Annotated in this window: 20 protein-coding genes and 1 tRNA gene; 18 read left to right on the top strand and 3 right to left on the bottom strand. The window is 68.2% G+C overall.

Features of this window, described 5'->3' with window-relative positions; all coding sequences use genetic code 11:
• The first annotated feature begins 8 nt into the window (after nt 1-8).
• Entirely contained in the window at nt 9-332 is a 324-nt protein-coding gene (locus L324_RS26010; RefSeq protein WP_037314019.1) for a hypothetical protein, read from the top strand.
• 9 nt (nt 333-341) lie between these two features.
• The gene (locus L324_RS26005; RefSeq protein WP_037314018.1) at nt 342-1,337 is read left to right on the top strand and encodes a hypothetical protein; all 996 of its coding nucleotides are present in this window, start codon (nt 342-344) and stop codon (nt 1,335-1,337) included.
• Between the two features lie 61 nt (nt 1,338-1,398).
• Here the strand turns inward: L324_RS26005 and L324_RS26000 are convergent.
• Nucleotides 1,399-1,480, bottom strand: a tRNA-Tyr gene (locus tag L324_RS26000).
• A gap of 119 nt (nt 1,481-1,599) precedes the next feature.
• On the opposite strand from L324_RS26000, the gene L324_RS25995 reads away from it, so the two are divergent.
• Nucleotides 1,600-2,091, top strand: coding sequence for a YajQ family cyclic di-GMP-binding protein (locus L324_RS25995; protein ID WP_037314015.1), 492 nt, complete (start codon nt 1,600-1,602; stop codon nt 2,089-2,091).
• Nucleotides 2,092-2,143: 52 nt separating this feature from the next.
• Here L324_RS25995 and L324_RS25990 read toward each other — a convergent pair whose 3' ends face one another.
• The gene (locus L324_RS25990) at nt 2,144-2,833 is read right to left on the bottom strand and encodes a hypothetical protein (protein ID WP_037314014.1); all 690 of its coding nucleotides are present in this window, start codon (nt 2,831-2,833) and stop codon (nt 2,144-2,146) included.
• A gap of 183 nt (nt 2,834-3,016) precedes the next feature.
• Between L324_RS25990 and L324_RS25985 the strand changes: the two genes are divergently transcribed.
• Both L324_RS25985 and rfbA read left to right on the top strand, forming a co-directional pair.
• Nucleotides 3,017-4,165, top strand: coding sequence for a sialidase family protein (locus L324_RS25985; RefSeq protein ID WP_037314012.1), 1,149 nt, complete (start codon nt 3,017-3,019; stop codon nt 4,163-4,165).
• 53 nt (nt 4,166-4,218) lie between these two features.
• Nucleotides 4,219-5,100, top strand: a complete 882-nt coding sequence (rfbA, locus tag L324_RS25980) for a glucose-1-phosphate thymidylyltransferase RfbA (protein WP_037314010.1) — start codon at nt 4,219-4,221, stop codon at nt 5,098-5,100.
• A 245-nt stretch (nt 5,101-5,345) separates the two neighbouring features.
• Here rfbA and htpX read toward each other — a convergent pair whose 3' ends face one another.
• Complete coding sequence (gene htpX, locus L324_RS25975) at nt 5,346-6,212, bottom strand: zinc metalloprotease HtpX (RefSeq protein WP_037314007.1); 867 nt, start codon at nt 6,210-6,212, stop codon at nt 5,346-5,348.
• A gap of 143 nt (nt 6,213-6,355) precedes the next feature.
• Between htpX and L324_RS25970 the strand changes: the two genes are divergently transcribed.
• From L324_RS25970 to L324_RS25910, 13 genes are all read left to right on the top strand, one after another.
• Entirely contained in the window at nt 6,356-7,324 is a 969-nt protein-coding gene (locus L324_RS25970; RefSeq protein WP_037314004.1) for a YncE family protein, read from the top strand.
• Between the two features lie 40 nt (nt 7,325-7,364).
• The gene (locus L324_RS25965) at nt 7,365-8,552 is read left to right on the top strand and encodes a BtrH N-terminal domain-containing protein (protein ID WP_037314001.1); all 1,188 of its coding nucleotides are present in this window, start codon (nt 7,365-7,367) and stop codon (nt 8,550-8,552) included.
• Between the two features lie 10 nt (nt 8,553-8,562).
• Complete coding sequence (locus tag L324_RS25960) at nt 8,563-9,087, top strand: acyl-CoA thioesterase (RefSeq protein WP_037313998.1); 525 nt, start codon at nt 8,563-8,565, stop codon at nt 9,085-9,087.
• 150 nt (nt 9,088-9,237) lie between these two features.
• The gene (locus L324_RS25955; protein WP_037313994.1) at nt 9,238-11,205 is read left to right on the top strand and encodes a DUF8729 domain-containing protein; all 1,968 of its coding nucleotides are present in this window, start codon (nt 9,238-9,240) and stop codon (nt 11,203-11,205) included.
• Between the two features lie 272 nt (nt 11,206-11,477).
• The gene (locus L324_RS25950) at nt 11,478-12,713 is read left to right on the top strand and encodes a class I SAM-dependent methyltransferase (protein ID WP_037313989.1); all 1,236 of its coding nucleotides are present in this window, start codon (nt 11,478-11,480) and stop codon (nt 12,711-12,713) included.
• The gene (locus tag L324_RS25945; RefSeq protein WP_037313986.1) at nt 12,710-13,507 is read left to right on the top strand and encodes a sugar phosphate nucleotidyltransferase; all 798 of its coding nucleotides are present in this window, start codon (nt 12,710-12,712) and stop codon (nt 13,505-13,507) included. The genes L324_RS25950 and L324_RS25945 overlap by 4 nt, the downstream gene beginning before the upstream one ends.
• A complete protein-coding gene (locus L324_RS25940) occupies nt 13,504-14,157 on the top strand; it encodes a PIG-L deacetylase family protein (protein WP_037313983.1) in 654 nt (217 codons plus the stop codon). The genes L324_RS25945 and L324_RS25940 overlap by 4 nt, the downstream gene beginning before the upstream one ends.
• Before the next feature lie 5 nt (nt 14,158-14,162).
• On the top strand, nt 14,163-15,185 hold the full coding sequence (locus L324_RS25935) for an NAD-dependent epimerase/dehydratase family protein (RefSeq protein ID WP_037313980.1): 1,023 nt from the start codon (nt 14,163-14,165) through the stop codon (nt 15,183-15,185).
• Nucleotides 15,185-16,462 (top strand): DUF4910 domain-containing protein, encoded by a 1,278-nt coding sequence (locus L324_RS25930; protein ID WP_037313977.1) that lies wholly within the window; start codon nt 15,185-15,187, stop codon nt 16,460-16,462. The genes L324_RS25935 and L324_RS25930 overlap by 1 nt, the downstream gene beginning before the upstream one ends.
• Before the next feature lie 2 nt (nt 16,463-16,464).
• Entirely contained in the window at nt 16,465-17,739 is a 1,275-nt protein-coding gene (locus L324_RS25925) for an MATE family efflux transporter (RefSeq protein ID WP_037313975.1), read from the top strand.
• The gene (locus L324_RS25920; RefSeq protein ID WP_037313973.1) at nt 17,736-18,686 is read left to right on the top strand and encodes a glycosyltransferase family 2 protein; all 951 of its coding nucleotides are present in this window, start codon (nt 17,736-17,738) and stop codon (nt 18,684-18,686) included. Before L324_RS25925 ends, L324_RS25920 begins: the two co-directional genes overlap by 4 nt.
• Nucleotides 18,683-19,870 (top strand): polysaccharide pyruvyl transferase family protein, encoded by a 1,188-nt coding sequence (locus tag L324_RS25915; protein WP_037313971.1) that lies wholly within the window; start codon nt 18,683-18,685, stop codon nt 19,868-19,870. The genes L324_RS25920 and L324_RS25915 overlap by 4 nt, the downstream gene beginning before the upstream one ends.
• Nucleotides 19,867-20,415: a dTDP-4-dehydrorhamnose 3,5-epimerase family protein gene (locus L324_RS25910; protein ID WP_037313968.1), complete on the top strand. Its 549-nt coding sequence runs from the start codon at nt 19,867-19,869 to the stop codon at nt 20,413-20,415. Before L324_RS25915 ends, L324_RS25910 begins: the two co-directional genes overlap by 4 nt.
• Nucleotide 20,416: the final 1 nt, after the last annotated feature.

Genomic DNA, 20,416 nt, shown 5'->3' with positions numbered 1-20,416 from the left:
GGGGTCAAATGCCACAGTCCCAGGGGTTCAGCGTCGAGATCGACGATCTGAAGGCCATGGCCACGGACAAGGGCGGCCACGGGATGCCCAGCGCCGAAAACCTGGTCCGATCGGCGTCGACGTCGATGCGTGATCTCTACACCTCGCCCACGGAAGCGTTCGGGACCGAGGTCGCCGAGGCGGCGGACCTCGGCCGCAATCGGAACAAGCTGATCGCGCTGCTGATCACGGGCGGGCTGGGCATCAGCGATTCGCTCGACGTGGCGTCGGACCGGCTCAAGACCATCGCCGAGATGTACGAGCGGATCGAACGAGAAATCGCCGGGAAGTAGGGGACTTCGATGACCAACCTCAGCCCAGCGGCCTTCGAGGCGATGTACAAGAGCCTGTGTGAGAAGGCCCGCAGCGAGTGGCCCACTACGAACGCCACCGACGACACCCTTTTCCTGCTGCAGCCGCTGCGGGACTGGCTGAAATATGCCGTGGACGGCGATCTCGGCGCGTTCGCCGGGGCGCCCGGCGACGTGCTCCGGAAGAAGGAGGCGTTCGAGGAGTCCCGGAACATCCTGAAAGGCATCGGCGACCGGCTGAACAGCCACTGGTCCGGGGAGGCGGCGCGGGAGTACGTCACGTATCTCGGCCTGGTGCAAGACCACCTGGGGTACTTCGCGGGCGGATCCGAGAACATCGACGACGCCGAGGGCTACCTGCCCGAGGCGTCCGGACTGCTGGACGCGGCGTTCGCGGTCCAAGCCGCCCGCAAGAACGACCTGCACGAACTGGGGAAGTCGCTGGACTCGGCACTGGACCGGCTCGACGAGGGCGCCGACATGCACGCGGCCATGCTCTTCTGCGGCAAGGTAGCCGAACTCGCGATCGGCACCGTTCCCAACGGGAAACTCGGCCTGGACGTGGTCCGGCTGCTGTGGGGCACGAGCGGCTTGACCCCCGGATCACCCGTGCAGACGCAGGGCGGGGACCCGACGCATATCGAGGTCGGCCACAGCAGCGGGGTCACCGACGTGATGTGGGCGTTCCAGCAGCAACTGAACAAGGTGATGGAGAACTACCGCAACGCCGTGAAGGCGCTGAACGGCCGGATGGACCGGTTGTTCGCCCACATCGACGCCCGCAACACCGCGGACCTGGAGTGGAAGGACCACATCCCCAGCTGGGAAGGGCACACCGGCCTCACGCTGGCGCAGCTGCTCTCGCTGGCCAACGGGAACGCCAGCCCGGAACTCGGGAAGAAGGCGGGCGAGACGAGCGCGCCGGAGATGCCCCAGGAGAAGAAGAAGGAAGAACACCGCCCGCCCGGGGCTCCCGTCGGGAGCTGAGCCCCGCCCGGACCAGACGAACAAGAGCGGCCCCGTGACCAGGTCACGGGGCCGCTCTGGGTGGCGAGTGAGGGATTCGAACCCCCGAAGGCGTAGCCGTCTGATTTACAGTCAGATCCCTTTGGCCGCTCGGGCAACTCGCCGTGGCCGGGCAAGCCCGGTCGAGATGAAAGAATACCCAAGGCCGTGGCGGGCCCGTCAACCGGGTTACGCAGGGCTAGGGTGGAAGCTCCTGACAAGCGAGTACGAGGTGTGAGAACACGTGGCGGATCCCTCTTTCGACGTGGTGAGCAAGGTCGATCGCCAGGAGGTGGACAACGCCCTGAACCAGGCCAGCAAGGAACTCGGTACACGGTTCGACTTCCGGGGTACCGGGACCAAGATCGACTGGTCCGGCGAGGAGGCGATCGCGATCGAGTCCGAGACCGAGGAGCGGGCGCTGGCGGCGGTCGAGGTGTTCAAGGAGAAGCTGATCAAGCGCGGCATCTCCCTGAAAGCCTTCGAGGCGGACGAGCCCGCGCTCTCCGGCAAGATCTACAAGGTGAGCGGCAAGATCCTGCAGGGGATCGCGTCGGACAAGGCGAAGCAGATCGCCAAGTTCATCCGGGACGAGGGCCCGAAGGGCGTCCAGGCGCAGATCCAGGGTGACCAGCTGCGGGTGTCCGGCAAGAAGAAGGACCAGCTGCAGGACGTGATCGCCTTGCTGAAGGGCAAGGACTTCGAGATCGCGCTGCAGTTCACGAACTACCGCTGAGCCCAGCGGGGAAGGCCACCTTCAGACCTCTCGAAGGTGGCCTTCGTCATACCTAGGACGCCGTGACCGTCCAGCTCCCGTCGCCTTCGAGTGAGACGACGGCCGGGCCGGACACCGGCACGCTGCCCTTGTAGTCGCCCAGCTGGTTCACGGGAAGATCCGAGAAGTCGCCGCTGTGCACCCAGACCGCGGTATTGCCGTTGCCCTTCGTGGTGACGGCGACCGATGAGACGGCGTCGGGCACGGAGACGACAGCGTCGCGTTTGCCCGAGAGGGTCTTGCCCGGCTCCAGCACGGGCAGGCCGCTTTCGTCGGTGATGGTCAGCGTCCACGCGGCGTTGGCCTTGACGGTGAACGTCCTCGCCTGATGGCCGGGCATGTCGTTGATCCACTGCGTGCCCTTGTACGGGCCGACGTCGTTGACGATCAGCTCGTTCTCGGTGTTAACCGCTACGTGCCCGGAGCATTTGGGACAGTCGAAGGTCACGAAGCCGAGGCGCATCGGCCAGGTCGTCGGGACCGAGGCGTTTCCCTTACCCGAGTGCGTCTCCGGCGGCTGGGGGCCGGGCTTCGGGGAGGTGGAGGTCGACGGCGGCGGGGTGGGCAAGGAAGGGGTCGGAGAGGAACGCAGACCCTCCGACGCGGCCCGCGGGACGACGCGGCCCGGGTTCGCCGGCGAGCAGGCCACCAGGCCGGCGGTAAGCAGCACGGCGCCCAAACCCGCGCACAAGCGCCTGATCACGTTGTTCCCCCTAGTCGAGCAGTCATGGGATCTTCGCCGACCGATAGCCCAGCGTTACCGGACCACCCGGCCGAGCGATTCAAGCCACTCGGGCGTGGGTTTCTGCCGCGACGCCTTCGCGGCAGTCCGAAGTGGACAAATCCCCGTGGTGTAATCCGGCGGTCGCGTTCAAGGAAGGTCCCGATGAAGCGCCGTCTCAGCACCGTATTCGCCCTCGCATTGTCACTCACCGTGATCGCGTCGCTGCTCACGTCCGCGCAAGCCGCCGAGCGGCAACAGCTCGTACCCGGCTACGGCTCGTACGCGCGGCTCATCCGCCTGGAGCATTCCGCGTCCGGCCGCGGCCGGATCCTCGCGTCGCTCACCAGCGAAGACGGCAGCGGCAAGTTCACCCCGATCATGGAGAGCACCGACGAGGGACAGAGCTTCCACAAGATCGGCGAGATCCGCGACCGTGACGGCCGCTACGGCATGTGCTGCGGAACGCTGTACGAGCTGCCGCAGCGGGTCGGCAGGCTTCGTCCCGGCACGCTGTTGTGGGCGGCGAGTTACCGGCAGGACGCCGGGCCGCAGCGGCGGATCGGCATCAAGATCTGGGCCAGCCGCGACGCCGGCCGCAGCTGGTCGTTCCTGTCCGAAGCCGCGCGCTCGCACAACCACGACGGCATCTGGGAACCCGAGTTCGTCGTCGACGCGGGCGGCACGCTGTGGCTGCACTACGCCGACGAGACCGAGGCGCCGCAGTTCGCGCAGGTGATGAACCGGGTCGCGTCCACCGATGGGGTGAACTGGGGCACCAAGCAGCGCACGATGGCCATCCCGCCGCATCGGGTGCGGCCGGGTATGCCGATCATCCGCCGCCTCCCCGACGGGCGGTACTACCTGGCCTACGAGATCTGCAACTACGGCGACCGCTACTGCGACCCGTACTTCAAGATCTCCTCCGACGGCGCCAACTGGGGTGATCCGCTCGATCCCGGCACCCGCGTCACCACGGCCAGCGGCAACTACTTCCAGCACGCCCAGACGATCACGCTGTTCCCCGGCGGTCCGAACGGCGTGCGGCTGCTGATGGTCGGGCAGATCTACACGAACGCGGCGGGCGTCCCCCAGGCCAAGAACGGCCAGGTGCTGCTCGCCAACGACAACTTCGGGTCCGGGCACTGGTACGAACTGCCCGCGCCGGTGCACATCGTCGGCATTCACAACAACTTCTGCCCCAACTACAGCTCGACACTGCTGCCTGTCGACGGTGGCAAGAACGTGTTGCAGATCTCCACCGAGTACAACCTCGGCTGCAAGGCCTACTTCGCGAAGGGCCCGGCGTTCTGAGCCACCCGGTAGTGTGAGATCCCGAGCGATCGGTTACGAAGCGGGGGCATCGCATGAAGGGCATCGTGCTGGCGGGGGGCAGTGGGACGCGCCTGCATCCCATCACCCAGGCGATCTCGAAACAGCTGCTCCCGGTGTACGACAAACCGATGATCTACTACCCGATCTCGGTGCTGATGTTCGCCGGGATCCGCGAGATCCTGATCATCTCGACCCCGGTCGACCTGCCGCATTTCCGGCGGCTGCTCGGCGACGGCAGCCAGTTCGGGCTCAGCTTCAGCTACGCCGAACAGGCCGCGCCCAACGGGCTCGCCGAGGCGTTCGTCATCGGGGCGGACTTCGTCGGCGATGACGACGTCGCGCTCGTGCTCGGGGACAACATCTTCTACGGCCAGGGGTTCTCCAGCAGGCTGCAGGCCGCCGCGACCGCGCTCGACGGCTGTGTGCTGTTCGGCTACCCGGTCAAGGATCCGCAGCGCTACGGCGTCGGCGAGATCGACGCGGACGGCAGGCTCCTGTCCATCGAGGAGAAGCCCGCGAAGCCGAAGTCGAACAAGGCCATCACCGGCCTGTACTTCTACGACAACCAGGTCCTGGAGATCGCGCGCGACCTCAAGCCGTCGCCGCGCGGCGAGCTGGAGATCACCGACGTCAACCTCACCTATCTTCGGCAGGACCGGGCCACCCTGATCGACCTCGGGCGTGGCTTCGCGTGGCTCGACACCGGGACGCACGACTCGCTGCTGGAAGCGGGCCAGTTCGTGCAGGTCCTCGAGCACCGGACGGGTGTCCGGATCGCCTGTCTCGAGGAGGTCGCGCTGCGGATGGGCTTCATCGACGCGGATCAGTGCTTCGCGCTGGGCGCGAAGTTGGCGAAGTCGGGGTACGGCGAGTACCTGATGAACGTCGCCCGTACCCAAGGCGCCACCGGCTGACTGCCTCCCCCTGCGCCCCGCCCCGTCCCGCCTCGCCACCGCGTCGCGTTTAGCCCGCTAAACGCGCTCCCCCAGGCGACCGCGACCCACTTGCGTTTCGCCCCCTAATCGCGACGCGCACGAGACGGAGCGCGTTTCGTCCTCTGAATGCGGCCCGAGGGGCAGAGGGCGCGCGACTTGCGTTTCGCCCCCTAATCGCGACGCGCGGAGCGCGATTAGGGGGCGAAAGGCGACGCGCGAGGGGGTCAGAGGGGGCGGCGGGCCATCTCTTCGAGGCGGCGGATGCGCTCGGCCATGGGCGGGTGGGTCGAGAAGAGCTTCGAGAGGCCCTCGCCCGGCCGGAACGGGTTCGCGATCATGAGGTGCGACTGCGACACGAGCTTCGGCTCCGGTACCAGCGGCGCCGCGCGCGTCCCCCGGTCGAGTTTCCGCAGCGCCGACGCGAGGCCGAGCGGGTCGCCGGTGAGTTCCGCGCCCGACGCGTCGGCCTGGTACTCCCGCGACCGGCTCACGCCGAGTTTCACGATGGCGGCCGCGATCGGCCCGATCAGCACCAGCAGCAGCGCGACCAGCGGGCTGTCACCGTCCTCGCGGTTTCCGCCGCCGAAGACGCTCGCGAACATCGCGATGTTGGCGATCACGCTGATCACGCTCGCCAGCGCCCCCGCGACGCACGAGATGAGGATGTCGCGGTTGTAGACATGCGACAGTTCGTGCCCGAGCACCGCCCGCAGCTCGCGCTCATCGAGCAGGTCGAGGATCCCGGTGGTGCAGCACACCGCCGCGTGCCGGGGGCTGCGTCCGGTGGCGAACGCGTTCGGGGCCTGGGTGGGGCTGATGTACAACCGCGGCATCGGCTGCCGCGCCGTGGTCGCCAGCTCGCGCACGATCCGGTACATCGCCGGCTGCTCGGCCTCGGAGACCGCACGGGCGCGCATGGCCCGCAGCGCGAGCTTGTCCGAGTTGAAATAGGCGTAGGCGTTGACCGCGAGCGCCACCACCAGGCCGATGACGAGGGCGCCCCGCCCGAAGAAACCGCTGATCCCGACGATGAGCGCGGACAGCACGCCGAGCAGGACGACGGTCTTCAGCCCGTTCTGATGCTTGTGCACGGCGTCCTGCTCCTCTCCTGCTCCGAGTATGCGGATGTGGTGGTTACTCACCGGAAACAACGCGATCGGGGGACGCGAAGTTCCTTCGCCCGGACGAACCGCGGGTTATCGTCGAGCCCCGGAACGATCTTGGGGAGGCGCCTGTGCGAGGACCCGAACTGAGCCGCCGAGCCCTGCTCACACTGGCCGCGGCCGGTGCTTCCGCGGTCGCCCTCGCCCCGGCGGCCAGAGCCGAGAAAGTCCTGGTGATCGAGGTCGGGGGCACTCCGGAGGCGGTCGCGGTGAATTCCGTCACCGGGTTCGCCTACGTCTCGGACCCCTCCACCGGCACGATCGTCGTGCTCGACTCCCGGAGCGGGACCGTCGGCGCGGTGATCCCGGTCGGCGGCGAACCCGCCGGGCTGGCCGTCGACACCGTGACCAACCGGGTCTTCGTCACCAACCCGCCCGCCGGGACCGTCCTCGTCCTCGACGGGCTGACCAACGACGTCGTCAGCGTGGTCCCCGCCGGTCCAGGGGCGTCCCGTATCGACATCGACGAGCAGGCGAACCGGATCTACGCGGTCAGCGACGTCACCGGGATGCTCGCCATCATCGACGGCGTCGGCTGCCGCCTGCTGAAACTGGTCCCCGGGCCCACGTCCGGGCTGTCCTCGATCGCGGTGGACGGCGGCCGCAAACTCGCGCACTGCACCAGCCCGACCACGGACTCCCTGGAGATCTTCGACATCGGCGCGGAAAAGTTCACCGGCGGCGTGAAGGTCGGCAAATCACCGACTGGGGCCACCGTGCATCGCGGCAGCGGAACTGTGTTCGTCGCGAATTCGGCCATTCATCATCTGTCCGTTGTGGACGTGGGCGCGCGCAAGGAGAAGGCGACGGTGCTGCTGCGCTCCGAATCCTCGGCGGTCGCGATGCACCAGGGAACGAACACCGTGTACGCCAACGGAGGGGCCAACGGCGTCGCCCGGATCGACGGCGTGACCAATCTGCTCACCGGTGACCTGTCGCTCGGCGTGAACCCGGGCGCGGTCGCGATCGACCAGCGTTCCAAAGCCGTGTACGTGACGGATCCCTTGCATGGCAGGGTTTCCCTGATCAGGGATTTCTGAGGCATTACCCCGCGCGGGCGTTCGCGGGCATGATGGCGGGGTGAGCGAGTACGAGTTGCGGGGCGGACTCCAGCCGGACGTGTCGGCGGTGACCGCCGTCCTGGCGCACCACGGCGTCGAAGGGCCGGACGGGAAGACGCCCGGCGAGGCGTTGATCTTCGCCGTCTCCGGCGGGATCGGGGCGGGCTACATCCTGTGGGATTTCGCGCGGGATTCGCAGTCGACGGTGGTGTTCGGCTTCCGTGCGCGCTGGCAGTATCCGCGGGAATGGCTGAAGTCCACAATGGACCGCCTCGGCCTTCGGGCGGACATCCACAGCACCGGCGGCAAACGCGCCGCCGCGAAACGGCTCACCGTCGACCTCGAAGCGGGACGACCGGTGATTGTGCTCCCTGACCGCGAGTCGCTCGGTTACTGGCAGCTCCCGCCGGAGGCGTCCGGCGGCGGTGGGCATTTCGTCGTCGCGTACGGCGAAGAGGACGGCCGGGTGCTCGTCGACGACCGGAATCTCGCCCCGCTGACGGTCGACCGCAAGACCTTCGACCTCGCGCGCGGCCGGGTCGGCTCGTACAAGAACCTCCTCGCGACGCTTCAGCCCGGCGAGGTCTCCGATTGGCGGGCGGCCGTGCGTGCCGGGCTGACGGACTGCGCGCGGAACCTCTCGGAGCCGTCGAAATCGTTCTCACTGCCCGCGTGGGAGCGCTGGGCGACGGCGATGACCGACGAACGCGATCCCAAAGGCTGGCCACGCGCGTTCGGCGAGCGGAACGGGCTCGTCGGGGCGCTGCTCAACGTCTGGGAAAGCGTCACGCCGGCCGGGATGACGGGCGGGCATCTGCGCGGGCTGTTCGCCGACGCGCTCACCGAGGCATCCGGCCTGCTCGAACTCCCGGCACTGGCCGAGCAGGCTTCGACGTGGCGCGGGATCGGCGAACGCTGGGCCGAACTGGCCGAGGCCGCCTTCCCGGCAGCCAACGCGGAGTTCGCCTGGGTGCGCGGGCTGGTCAGCGCGGTGTCGGCCGGGGTCCGTGAGGGTGACGCCGGGCAGGACGCGGCCGCCGCGGCCGGTGCGGAGCTGTGGAAACTGCGCGCGCACTACAACGACGAAAGGCCGTTCACCGACGCCGAGGTCGACGCCCTCTTCGGCACGATGGGGACGCTGCTCCGGGACATCCACTCCGCCGAGACGGCCGCGATCCGCGAGCTCGCCGAAGCCCTGATGGAGTGAACCCGGCCCGGTGTCCGTGGCGCCGCGCGGCCGGATCGCCTCACGATCGTTCAAGATCCACTTCGTGCACGCACATCCGCTGGGGACGACCAGTGCGCGTCCCGCTCCCGAGATCCACCTGTACCGCCACCGCCTGCGTGTCACCGACCTGGACCACCTCGGCTACGTCGGGAGCGTGCGGCTGCTGGACTACCTCCAGGAAGCCCAGGTCGCGATGCTCGACCCGCGGCGTGAGCGCGTTTTCCGGACGAAGGGGCCGACCTATCTGATCGCGAAGCACAACGTCAGCTACGTGCGGCGGCTGACGTTCCGCGATCATCCCGTCGAGGTGGAGACCGTGGTCGGCCGGATCGGGACCTCCGACGTCGTGGTGAACAGCAGGCTGCGGGACGAGCGGGCCGTCTACGCGCGCTGCCGGACGATCTGGATCGCGTGCACCCTGCCCGAGGGGAGCACCCGGCGCCTCGACGACGAGGAACGCGCCCGGTTGACCCGGTTCAGCGGAACGATCGACGAACTCCCCACCGCGCGCTGAGCAAGAGCGGCGACGGAATTCTTTTTAACCGTTTATGCTCCATTTCCCGCAGGCACGAAATACAGCTGGGCCGTTCAGCGGCTGATCACCGCGCCTTTCGGCCGGTACCTTCGAAAGACTCTCCCCTGCAGAGATCCCCGGAGGTATTTCATGCCACGGTCGAAGTCTGTCCGCTTACTCGCGCCCTTGGTCGGCGCGCTCCTCCTGACCAGCGGGGTGGCCGCCGCCACCCCGGCCGAGGGCGACCCGCAGTTCATCCGCCTGGCCGGCGGAACCTTCGACCCACTAGGCGAGCGGAGCGCGTTTAGCCCGCTAAACGCAAGTCAGCGGGGTGCCGCGAGCCAGGAGTGGCGGGGTGCCTACCTGCTCCAGGTCCGGGGTGCGCTGACCGACGCGCAGCGGGGGCGGCTGCGCGCGCTCGGCGTGCGAATCGGGTCCTACATTCCCGATTTCGCGTACGTGGTCCGCCTGCGTCCGGAGAACCGGGAATCGATCGCGAAATTGAATTTCGTCCGCTGGCTCGGTGAATACCGGCCGGGTGACAAGGTGGAGGCGTCGGCATTCTCGGCGAGCGGCACCGGGAGTTATCTGGTGACGCTGGTCGAATCCGACGCGCGGGACCAGCGCGCGGTCGCCGAGCGGATCCTGCGGCTCGGCGGCGGCATCGAGGCGATCTCGCAGAGCGGGCAGCACATCGTCGCGACGCTCGGTGCCGGTCAGGTCGGTGCCGTGGCCGAGGGCGCCGAGGTGCTCGCGGTCGGCGCGATCACCGCGCCCGAGACCGACATGGCCAACGCCCGCGAGAGCGGGGGCGCGAACTACCTGGAAAGCGTCGGGGGCTACCGCGGCCAGGGCGTGCGCGGTGAGGTGATGGACGGCGGGCTGCGCGTCACCCACCAGGAGTTCAAGGCCCGGCCTACGGTGCTGCACGGCTCGAACTCGACCAGCACCAGCCACGGCACCTCGACCTACGGCGAGATCTTCGCCTCCGGCGTGAGCGCGCCGCAGCGCGGCCTGCTGCCCGAGGGCCAGGGCATCTTCGCCACCTACAACGCACCGGACCGCTACGCCCACACGAAGGAACTCGTCGACCCGGCCGGCAAGTACCGCGCGGTGTTCCAGAGCAACAGCTGGGGCGGCGGGCTGACGACGGCGTACACCTCGGTTTCGGCCGAACTCGACAAGATCGTCTTCGATCACGACCTGCTGATCTGCCAGTCGCAGAGCAACGCTGGGACGCAGCAGTCGCGGCCGCAGGCGTGGTCGAAGAACGTGCTCTCGGTCGGCGGGCAGTACCACTACAACACGCTGGGCCGCACCGACGACAAGTGGAGCGGCGGCGCCAGTATCGGCCCGGCCGCCGACGGGCGGATCAAGCCGGAGCTGTCGAACTACTACGACCGGATCGACACGACGTCGTCCACCAGTGACACCTCGTACACGACCTCGTTCGGCGGCACGAGCGGCGCGACCCCGATCACCTGCGGAAACGCCGGGCTGCTGTTCCAGATGTGGGCCGACGGCGTGTTCGACGGCGGTCCCGGCAAGGCCCGTGACGTCTTCGCGAGCCGACCGCACGCCGCGACCGCGAAGGCGCTGCTGGTCAACGGGGCCGACCAGTTCGCGTTCAGCGGCACGTCGCACGACATGACCCGCACGCATCAGGGCTGGGGTACCGCGAACGTGCGCTACCTGCACGAACAGGCCAAGGCGAACGGGTGGAAGCTGCCGGTGCTGGTCAACGAGACGGATCTGCTGGACACCGGGCAGAGCAAGAAGTACACGGTCGCGGTGAACGGGACGAAACAGTTCAAGGCGACGCTGGCCTACACCGATCCGGCCGGTTCGCCGACCGCGTCGGTCACCAGGGTCAACGACCTGACGCTGAAGGTCACCGCGCCGAACGGGACCGTGTACTACGGCAACAACGGCCTGCGTGCGGGCAATTTCTCGACCGCGGGCGGGTCGCCGAACACCGTCGACACGGTGGAGAACGTCATCCTCGAAAAGCCGGCGGCGGGGACCTGGACGGTGGAGGTCGTGGCGACCCAGGTCAACGCCGACGGGCATCCGGAGACCTCGGCGACCGACGCGGACTACGCGTTGGTGGTTTCTTGACGGTGTGAGAGGCGCCACGCTGCGCGCCCGCCGCGTCGCGTTTAGCCCGCTAAACGCGACGCGGCGGGGCGGGGGGCTCGCGGATCGCAGTTAGCCCGCTAAAGGCGATCGGCTCGGTTGCCCGCGCCCGGATGGCCGAGGCGCCTGCGCCGATGGCCGAGACGGCAGGTTTCGGTTGTGAGACGGAAGCACGAGAGCTTTGAAAGGCATGTAACGAGGCGACCCAAGGTGCCGACGTCTGGGATACGTGACGCGAGCCAAGGAGCTTCTCGATGACCACCTGCCGACTCTGCGGCTCGGCCCATCTCGCCAGCGTCGTCGACCTCGGGGCGACGCCGCCGTGCGAGCGTTTCCTGACCGCCGAGCAGCTCGCGGAACCGGAACCGACCTACCCCCTGCACCTGCGGGTCTGCACCGAATGCTGGCTCGCCCAGATCCCACCGTTGATCACCCCGGAAGAGACCTTCACCGAATACGCCTACTTCTCGTCGTATTCCGCCTCCTGGGTCGAACACGCCAAGACGTTCGTCGACGGCGCCGTCGAGCGGCTCGGGCTCGACGAGTCCTCCTTCGTCGTCGAGGTCGCCAGCAACGACGGATACCTGCTCAAACACGTTGTGGCGCAGCAGATCCGGTGTCTCGGCGTGGAACCTTCGGTGAACGTGGGCCAAGCCGCGCGTGACGCCGGGGTGCCGACGAAGACCGCCTTCCTCAGCCCCGGAACCGGACGTGACGTCCGCGCGGAGCACGGTCCCGCCGACCTCGTCGTGGCGAACAATGTTTACGCTCACATTCCGGACATCATCGGCTTCACGGAGGGCCTTCGCGCCCTGGTCGCCGACGACGGCTGGGTCAGCATCGAGGTCCAGCACCTGCTGACGCTGATCCAGGAGAACCAGTACGACACGATCTACCACGAGCACTTCCAGTACTACACGGTGGAATCCGCGCGCCGGGCCCTCTCGCGGGGCGGATTGTCCGTTGTGGACGTCGAACTCCTCCCCACCCACGGCGGTTCCATCCGGCTGTGGGCGCGCCCGGACGCCGTCGCCGGTGAGCCGAGCGAGCGGATGATGCAGGTCCTCGACGCCGAAAAGGCCGCCGGACTGCACGAAATGTCCGGCTACACCGAATTCTCCGAGCGGGTCACCAAGGTCCGGCTCGAGCTGAACAAGTTCCTCACCGACGCGGCGCTCGAAGGCAAGACCGTCGTCGGTTACGGCGCCCCGGGCAAGGGCAACACGCTGCTGAACCACTGCGGCATCCGCCCGGACGTACTGCGGTACACCGTCGACCGCAATCCGTACAAGCACGGCCGGTTCACCCCCGGCACCCGGATCCCCATCCTCCCGCCGGAGCGCATCGAGGCGGACCGGCCCGACTACGTGCTCGTCCTTCCGTGGAACCTCCGGAAGGAACTGACCGCCCAATTGTCCTTTGTGGACGATTGGGGCGGAAAACTGGTCTTTCCCATCCCGCACCTGGAAATCGTCGAGGTGAAGTCGTGAAGGTAGTCCTCTTCTGCGGCGGCTACGGCATGCGGATGCGCAACGGTGACGCGTCCGACGTGCCCAAGCCGATGGCCATGGTCGGCCCCAGACCCCTGATCTGGCACGTGATGCGGTATTACGCGCATTTCGGCCACACCGAGTTCATCCTCTGCCTCGGTTACGGCGCGCACCACATCAAGGAATTCTTCCTCAACTACCAGGAGACCACCTCCAACGACTTCGTCCTGCGGAACGGCAAGGCGGAACTGCTGTCCACCGACATCGCGGACTGGTCGATCTCCTTCGTGCAGACCGGCCTCGAATCGGCCATCGGCGAGCGGCTGCGCCGGGTACGCCCGTATCTCGAAGGCGACGAGATGTTCCTCGCCAACTACGCCGACGTCCTCACCGACGCCCCGCTCCCGGAGATGATCGAGCGGTTCTCGAACTCCGACGCCGGTGCCTCGATGATGGTGGTGCCGCCGCAGTCGTCGTTCCACTGCGTCGAAATGGGCGAGGACGGCCGGATCGGCGCGCTGACCCCGGTCAGCGAGATGCCGCTGTGGGAGAACGGCGGGTACTTCGTGCTGCGCCAGGAGGTCTTCGACCACATCCCCGAGGGCGGCGATCTGGTGGCCGACGGCTGCGGCGAACTCGCCAAGCAGGGGAAACTGCTCGCCTACCCGTACCGCGGCTTCTGGAAGCCGACCGACACGGTCAAGGAACGGGTCCAGCTCGACGACGCCTACGCGCACGGCGACCGCCCGTGGGCGTTGTGGGAACACGAACCGGCTCCGGTGGGCATCGCGTGATCGCACTCGGTACCGGCGGGCTCCAGCGGATCGTCGCGCTCGGCGCGCATTGTGACGACATCGCCATCGGCGCGGGCGGCACACTGCTGACGATCTGCGCGGACAACCCAGGCGTCCGGGTCGACGCGCTCGTCCTGTCCGGCGGCGGCACCGAACGGGAGGCCGAGGAGCGTGCCGCGCTCGCGGCCTTCTGCCCGGGTGCCGACGTCGAGGTCACCGTGCTGAAACTGCCCGACGGCCGGTTTCCCTCGCATTGGGAAGAGGCCAAGAACGCGCTGGAGGAGCTGCGGCGCCGCACGGATCCGGACCTCGTCCTCTCCCCGCGCACGGCCGACGCGCACCAGGACCACCGCGGCCTGGCGACGCTGGTGCCGACGGTGTTCCGCACCCATCTCCAGCTGGAGTACGAGATCGTCAAATGGGACGGCGACCTCGGCAAACCGTCCGCGTACGTCCCGCTGCCCGCCGAGCGCGCCGAGGAGAAGGTCCGCCTGCTGCAGGAGCACTACGCCTCGCAGCGGCACCGCCCCTGGTACGACCGGGAAGCCTTCCTCGGCCTCGCCCGCGTCCGCGGTATCGAATGCGGGCAGAAGTACGCGGAAGCCTTCGACCTCAAAAAACTGACGCTCGATCTCTCCTCGAAAGGCTGAAAGCCATGCGTGTGCTGCTGACCGGGCACAAGGGTTACCTGGGCACGGTGATGGCCCCGGTGCTGGCCGCCGCCGGCCACGAGGTGATCGGCCTCGACTCCGGTCTCTACGACACCTGCGTGCTGGGCCCCGCGCCCGAAGATCCCGAGGGTTTCGAGGTCGACCTCCGTGACGTCACCGCCGAGCACGTGTCCGGGATGGACGCCGTGATCCACCTCGGCGCGCTGTCCAACGACCCGCTCGGTTCGCTGGCGCCGGAACTGACCTACGACATCAACCACCACGCTTCGGTGAAGCTCGCCAAGCTGGCGAAGGACGCCGGGGTCAAGCGCTACCTCTACGCCTCGACGTGTTCGGTCTACGGCGCTTCGGGCGGCGACGGCCTGGTCGACGAGGACGCGCCGCTGCGCCCGGTGACGCCGTACGCCGAGTCGAAGGTGCGGGTCGAGGACGACGTCCAGGAACTCGCCGACGACGACTTCAGCCCGGTGTACATGCGCAACGCGACCGCTTTCGGCTTCTCGCCCCGGTTGCGCGGCGACATCGTGCTCAACAACCTGACCGCGCACGCGCACCTCTCCGGCGAGGTGCTGGTGCTCTCCGACGGCACGCCGTGGCGGCCGCTGGTGCACGCCAAGGACATCGCGCGGGCCTTCACCGCGGCGCTGGAGGCGCCGAGGGAGGCAGTGCACGGCAAGGCGTTCAACATCGGCACCGAACGCAACAACGTCACCGTGGCCGAGATCGCCGAAGAGGTCGTCGAGGCCGTTCCCGGTTCGACGCTGCGGATCACCGGCGAGGCGGGCGCGGACCCGCGCTCCTACCGGGTCGACTTCTCCCGGTTCCGCGCGGCGATCCCCGGTTTCGACTGCGACTGGTCGGTCAAGGACGGCGCGCTCGAACTGATCGAGGCCTACAAGACCCACGGCCTGACCGAGCATGGCTTCCAGCGCCTGTTCACCCGGCTGGCCCGGTTGCAGGACCGCACCGCCGCCGGTGAACTCGACGACACCCTGCGGCGTCGCTGATGACCGACCACCGGCGACTGGAGACGGGCGCCGACCTGCGCAAGCTGGTCGAGCGCCTGTATCCGCTGTGCCGCAGCATCACCGGCGACGGCGTCCGCCGCACGCTGGAGATCGTCGGCGAGCACATCCCGCTGGAGATCCACGAAGTCCCCACCGGCACCCAGGTACTGGACTGGACGGTGCCGCAGGAGTGGAACATCCGCGACGCGTACATCAAGGACGCCTCCGGCCGTCGCGTGGTCGACTTCGGTGAGTCGAACCTGCACGTCGTCGGCTACAGCGTCCCGGTGTCGCGGAAGATGCCGCTCGCCGAGCTGCGCGAACACCTGCACACGCTGCCCGAACAGCCGTCCTGGGTGCCATACCGGACCAGCTACTACTCGCCGACGTGGGGGTTCTGCCTGGCGCAGGAGACCCTCGACGCGATGCCGGACGGCGAGTACGAGGTGCGTATCGATTCCACTTTGGACGATGGGCACCTCACCTACGCCGAGCACGTCGTGCCCGGCGAGGTCGCCGACGAGGTGATCATCTCCTGCCACACCTGCCATCCGTCGCTGGCGAACGACAACGTGGCCGGGATCGCGATCGCCGCGGCCTTCGCGCAGACGCTGGAGAATCCCCACTACACGTACCGGTTCCTGTTCATGCCGGGCACGATCGGCGCCATCACCTGGCTCGCGCGCAACACCGAACGCGTCGGCCGGATCAAGGCCGGGCTGGTGCTGGCCTGCGCCGGCGACCCGGGATCGCTGACGTACAAGCGAAGCCGCCGGGGTGACGCCGAGATCGACCGCGTGCTCGCGTACGTCCTCGCCGGGCGCAAGCACAAGATCGTGGACTTCTCGCCGTACGGCTACGACGAGCGCCAGTTCTGCTCCCCCGGCTTCAACCTCGGTGTCGGATCGTTGACGAGGACGCCGTACGCGGGTTACCCCGAGTACCACACCTCGGCCGACAACCTCGATTTCGTGTCCACGGCGGCCATGGAGGAAACCCTCCAGACGCTGCGGGACACGTACGCCGTTCTCGACCGCGACCGCAGCTACGTCAACCTCAGCCCGTACGGCGAGCCGCAGCTCGGCAAACGCGGGTTGTACGACTCGCTCGGCGGCCGGAGCGACGCGAAACAGGCCCAGATGGCGATGCTGTGGGTGCTCAACCTCTCGGACGGCGAGCACAGCCTGCTCGACGTCGCCGAGCGATCCGGATTGCCGTTCGATTCCGTCGTCGCGGCCGCTCAGGCGCTGCACGACGCCGGATTGCTCAAGGGTTAGAGATGCGATCACTTCTGCGTTCCCAGGCCGTCCGGGCAATGGCCGGACGGCTCAGCTGGGGTCTGGGCGACCAGGCAGTCTCCAGCATCACCAACTTCGTGGTCGGTCTGTTCGTGGCGCGCTCACTCGGCACGTTCGCCTTCGGCATGTTCAGCCTCGCTTGGGTCAGCTACGGCGTGGTGCTCAACCTTTCCCGCGGGCTGACGACGGATCCGCTGATGGTGCGGTTCTCCGGGGTGGCAGACGAGACCTGGCGGACCGCGACCGCCAAGGCGACCGGGACGGCGCTCTCCGCGGGTGTCGTCGCCGGTGCCATCAGCGTGGTCGCCGGTCTCGTGGTGGGTGGGCCCATCGGCGGCGCGTTCGTCGCACTCGGCTTCGTCATCCCGACGCTGCTGTTGCAGGACGCCTGGCGCTTCTCGTTCTTCGCCGCGGGACACGGGAAGAAGGCGTTCGTCAACGACGTCGTCTGGGGTGTCGCGCTGATCCCGGCCCTGTTCGTCGCGCACCGGTGGTTCGACACGGTCGTCGCCTTCATCCTGGCGTGGGGCCTGTCCGGGGCGGTCGCCGCCGGATACGGCTGCCTGCAGGCCGGGGTCCGGCCGGCTCCGCGCGGCACCCTCGACTGGCTCAAGCGGCACCGTGACCTCGGCACCCGCTACCTGATCGAGAACGTCAGCAACAGCGGCTCGTCGCAACTGCGGATGTACGGCCTCGGCGCGATCGCGGGACTGGCGAGCGTCGGCGCGGTGCGCGGCGCCGAGCTGCTGCTCGGGCCGTTCTTCGCCCTGCTGATGGGACTTTCCCTGGCCACGGTGGCCGAAGGCGCGCGGGTGCTCCAACGGGCCCCGCATCGCCTCCGGCATTTCTGCGCCGTTCTCGGCGCCGGTCAGGCGGCCGCGGCCCTGCTCTGGGGTCTCGCCCTGCTTCTGGTACCCCACGACGCCGGCCGGTTCGTCCTCGGCGACGTCTGGGATCCCGCTTCGGAACTGATCCTCCCGGTGACCATCGGTATCGCCGCGGCGGGCTTCAACACCGGGGCGGCCGCCGGATTGCGTGCGCTCGGCGCTGCGAAAAGGAGCCTTCGCGCCCAGCTGATCAACTCGGCCGGCTACGTCGGTTTCGGGCTCATCGGCGCCTTCTTGGCCGGGGCGTCGGGATCCGCCTGGGGGGTCGCGTTGGCGATCACCTGCGGGTCGGCGGTGTGGTGGCTTCAGCTGCTCGCCGCGCTCAAAGAACATCTGACTTCGAAAAAGGAAGAGATGAGGACGTCATGAGCACCGCTCCTCGGCTGAGCATCGGGGTCCCGGTCTACAACGGCGAGGACTACCTCGCCGAAGCGCTGGACGCACTTCTCGGCCAAACCTACGAGAACTTCGAACTGATCATCTCGGACAACGCGTCCACGGACCACACCGAAGAGATCAGCCGTGAGTACGCGAAGCAGGATCCCCGTGTTCGCTACGTGCGCCAACCGGTGAACATCGGCTGCGCGCCCAACCACAACTACTGCGTCGACGTCGCCCGCGGCGAACTGTTCAAATGGGGCTCCGACGACGACCTCTACGCACGTGACCTGCTGGAGCGCTGCATCGAGGCGCTCGACGAGCACCCCGAATTCGTGCTGTCGCATTCGTGGACGGCGATGATCGACGAGAAGGGCGTCGTCACGCAGGCGCTGAAGTACCCGCTCAACACCGTTTCGCCGCACGCCGCGGAACGCTTCCGCAGCACGCTGTTCGCCACCGGCGGGGACGACGACGGCGCGGTCATCCGGACCGAGGTGCTCCGCCGGGTCGCGCCGCTGGACAGCTACCACCACGCGGACCGCACGATCATCTCGGAACTGGCCCTGCACGGCCCGTTCCACCAGGTGCCGGACTGGCTGTACTTCCGGCGCGACCACCCCGGCCGCTCCGAGCACGAGTACCCGACCGTGCGCAAACGCGCCAGCAACCTGGACCCGAAACGGGCCGACAAACTGCGCCATCCGATGGTCCGGCTGCTCGGCGAGTACGTCCTGGGGTACGTCAACGCGATCCGCAACGCGCCGATCACCGGCGCGGAGAAGCGCGAATGCTTCCGGTACCTGCGGCAATGGCTGCTGAACCGGGCGGGAAACCCGGCGATGGGCCGGATGCCGGTGCAGGCCGAGGCCGAACTCGGCCCGCGTGAGGTCTCCGTGCTCTCAGTCGTCGCCGGCCAGGAGGGAAGAGTCCCTTGACCCCGCCCGCGAGGATCGGCCTTTTCGGGCTCCTCGGATCCGGGAACCTCGGCAACGACGGTTCCTTCGAGGCGGTTCTCGGGTATTTGCGCGCGGCGCATCCGGACGCCGCGATCAGCGTGATGTGCGGCGGTCCGGAGATCGTCGCGTCGCGCTACGGCCTAGAGACGACGGCGTTGAACTGGTACCAGGGCGAGTACCGGACGGCCTCGGGACCGCTGTCCATCGCGATGAAGGGGTTCGGCAAGCTCGTCGACGTCGTCCGCACGGCGGCGTGGGTCCGGCGCCAGGATGTGGTGATCGTGCCGGGGATGGGTGTCCTCGAAGCCACCCTTCCCGTGCGCCCGTGGGGTTTCCCGTACTCCCTGTTCCTGCTGTCGGCGTCCGGCCGCCTGGTCGGCACCAAGGTGGCGCTGGTGAGCGTCGGGGCCAACGTGAGCGGGCAACGGGCCATCCGGGCGATCGTCGGCGGTGCCGCGCGGCTGGCGGCGTTCCGGTCCTACCGGGACGAACCTTCCCGCGAGGCGATGCGCGAGATGGGCGTCGACGTCACCCGCGATCACGTCTATCCCGATCTGGCCTTCGCCTTGCCGGTGCCGTCCGAACCGGTGCTGCCCCGCTCCGTCGGGGTCGGGGTGATGGCCTACCACGGCGGGAACGAGGACAGGGCACGCGCCGACGAGATCTACCGGTCCTATGTGGACAAGATGACCCGGTTCATCGCCAAGCTGGTCGCCGACGGCCGCCCGGTCCGGTTGTTCATCGGCGACCAGGCGGACCGGCAGGTCGTCGACGAGATCGTGACGGTGGTCGGCTCGCCGCTGGTCGCGGCGGCCGAGATGTCCACTTTGGACGAACTGCTGCGGTCGATGTCGAGGGTCGAGACCGTCGTGGCCACCCGGTACCACAACGTCCTGTGCGCGCTGAAACTGGCGAAACCGACGTTGTCCATCGGGTACGCCCGCAAGAACGACGTGCTCATGACCGAACTGGGCCTCGGGGAGTTCTGCCAGCAGGCCAAGGACATCGACTTCGACGCGCTGGTCCGCCAGTTCGCCGAACTCGAATCCCGGGCGGGCGAACTGGCCGAAGTCGTGGCGAAACGAGGCGCGGAGCAGGAGCGGCTGCTGGACCGGCAGTTCTCCGAGCTGTCGGCCGCCTTCCTGCCGAAGGGAGTCCGATGAAAGCGATCCCGGTGCCCGCCATCGCGGGGGCGTACCTGTTCGAGCCGACGCCGCACGTCGACGAACGCGGCTTCTTCAGCCGCACGTTCGACGCCGACGTCGTCCGGTCGGTGGGGATCGATCCGGACGGGTTCCCGCAGGACAGTGTTTCGCGGTCCCGCAAGGGAGTGCTGCGCGGAATGCACCTCCGGTCGGGTCTCGGCGAGGCGAAGCTGGTCCGATGCTCGTGGGGCGCCGTCTTCGACGTCGTCGTCGACCTCAGGCCGGATTCGCCGACCTATCTCGGCAAGGAGACGTTCGAACTCACCGGGGACACCCAGGTGTCGGTGTACATCCCGGCGGGCTGCGCGCACGGCTTCCAGGCGCTCACCGAGTACGCCGACGTCTCCTACCGGATCGACCGCGCGCACGATCCCGCGGAAGACGTCGCGATCGCCTACGACGACCCCGATCTGGCTATTTCCTGGCCCCTGCCGGTCGCGTTCGTCTCGGCACGGGACCGGCAGGCCCTCTCGCTTTCCGAGGCACTACAGAACATGAGGTGAG

This window comes from Amycolatopsis orientalis DSM 40040 = KCTC 9412 (assembly GCF_000478275.1).
Classification (GTDB): domain Bacteria; phylum Actinomycetota; class Actinomycetes; order Mycobacteriales; family Pseudonocardiaceae; genus Amycolatopsis; species Amycolatopsis orientalis.
This window is presented reverse-complemented; position numbering and strand designations above follow the sequence as displayed.

Excerpts from the sequence above, each read along its gene's own strand:
- L324_RS26010 (WP_037314019.1), top strand. The coding sequence starts at position 9 with ATGCCACAGTCCCAGGGGTTCAGCGTCGAGATCGACGATCTGAAGGCC.
- L324_RS26005 (WP_037314018.1), top strand. The coding sequence starts at position 342 with ATGACCAACCTCAGCCCAGCGGCCTTCGAGGCGATGTACAAGAGCCTG.
- L324_RS25985 (WP_037314012.1), top strand. The coding sequence starts at position 3,017 with ATGAAGCGCCGTCTCAGCACCGTATTCGCCCTCGCATTGTCACTCACC.
- rfbA (WP_037314010.1), top strand. The coding sequence starts at position 4,219 with ATGAAGGGCATCGTGCTGGCGGGGGGCAGTGGGACGCGCCTGCATCCC.
- L324_RS25955 (WP_037313994.1), top strand. The coding sequence starts at position 9,238 with ATGCCACGGTCGAAGTCTGTCCGCTTACTCGCGCCCTTGGTCGGCGCG.
- L324_RS25950 (WP_037313989.1), top strand. The coding sequence starts at position 11,478 with ATGACCACCTGCCGACTCTGCGGCTCGGCCCATCTCGCCAGCGTCGTC.
- L324_RS25935 (WP_037313980.1), top strand. The coding sequence starts at position 14,163 with ATGCGTGTGCTGCTGACCGGGCACAAGGGTTACCTGGGCACGGTGATG.
- L324_RS25930 (WP_037313977.1), top strand. The coding sequence starts at position 15,185 with ATGACCGACCACCGGCGACTGGAGACGGGCGCCGACCTGCGCAAGCTG.
- L324_RS25925 (WP_037313975.1), top strand. The coding sequence starts at position 16,465 with ATGCGATCACTTCTGCGTTCCCAGGCCGTCCGGGCAATGGCCGGACGG.
- L324_RS25920 (WP_037313973.1), top strand. The coding sequence starts at position 17,736 with ATGAGCACCGCTCCTCGGCTGAGCATCGGGGTCCCGGTCTACAACGGC.
- L324_RS25910 (WP_037313968.1), top strand. The coding sequence starts at position 19,867 with ATGAAAGCGATCCCGGTGCCCGCCATCGCGGGGGCGTACCTGTTCGAG.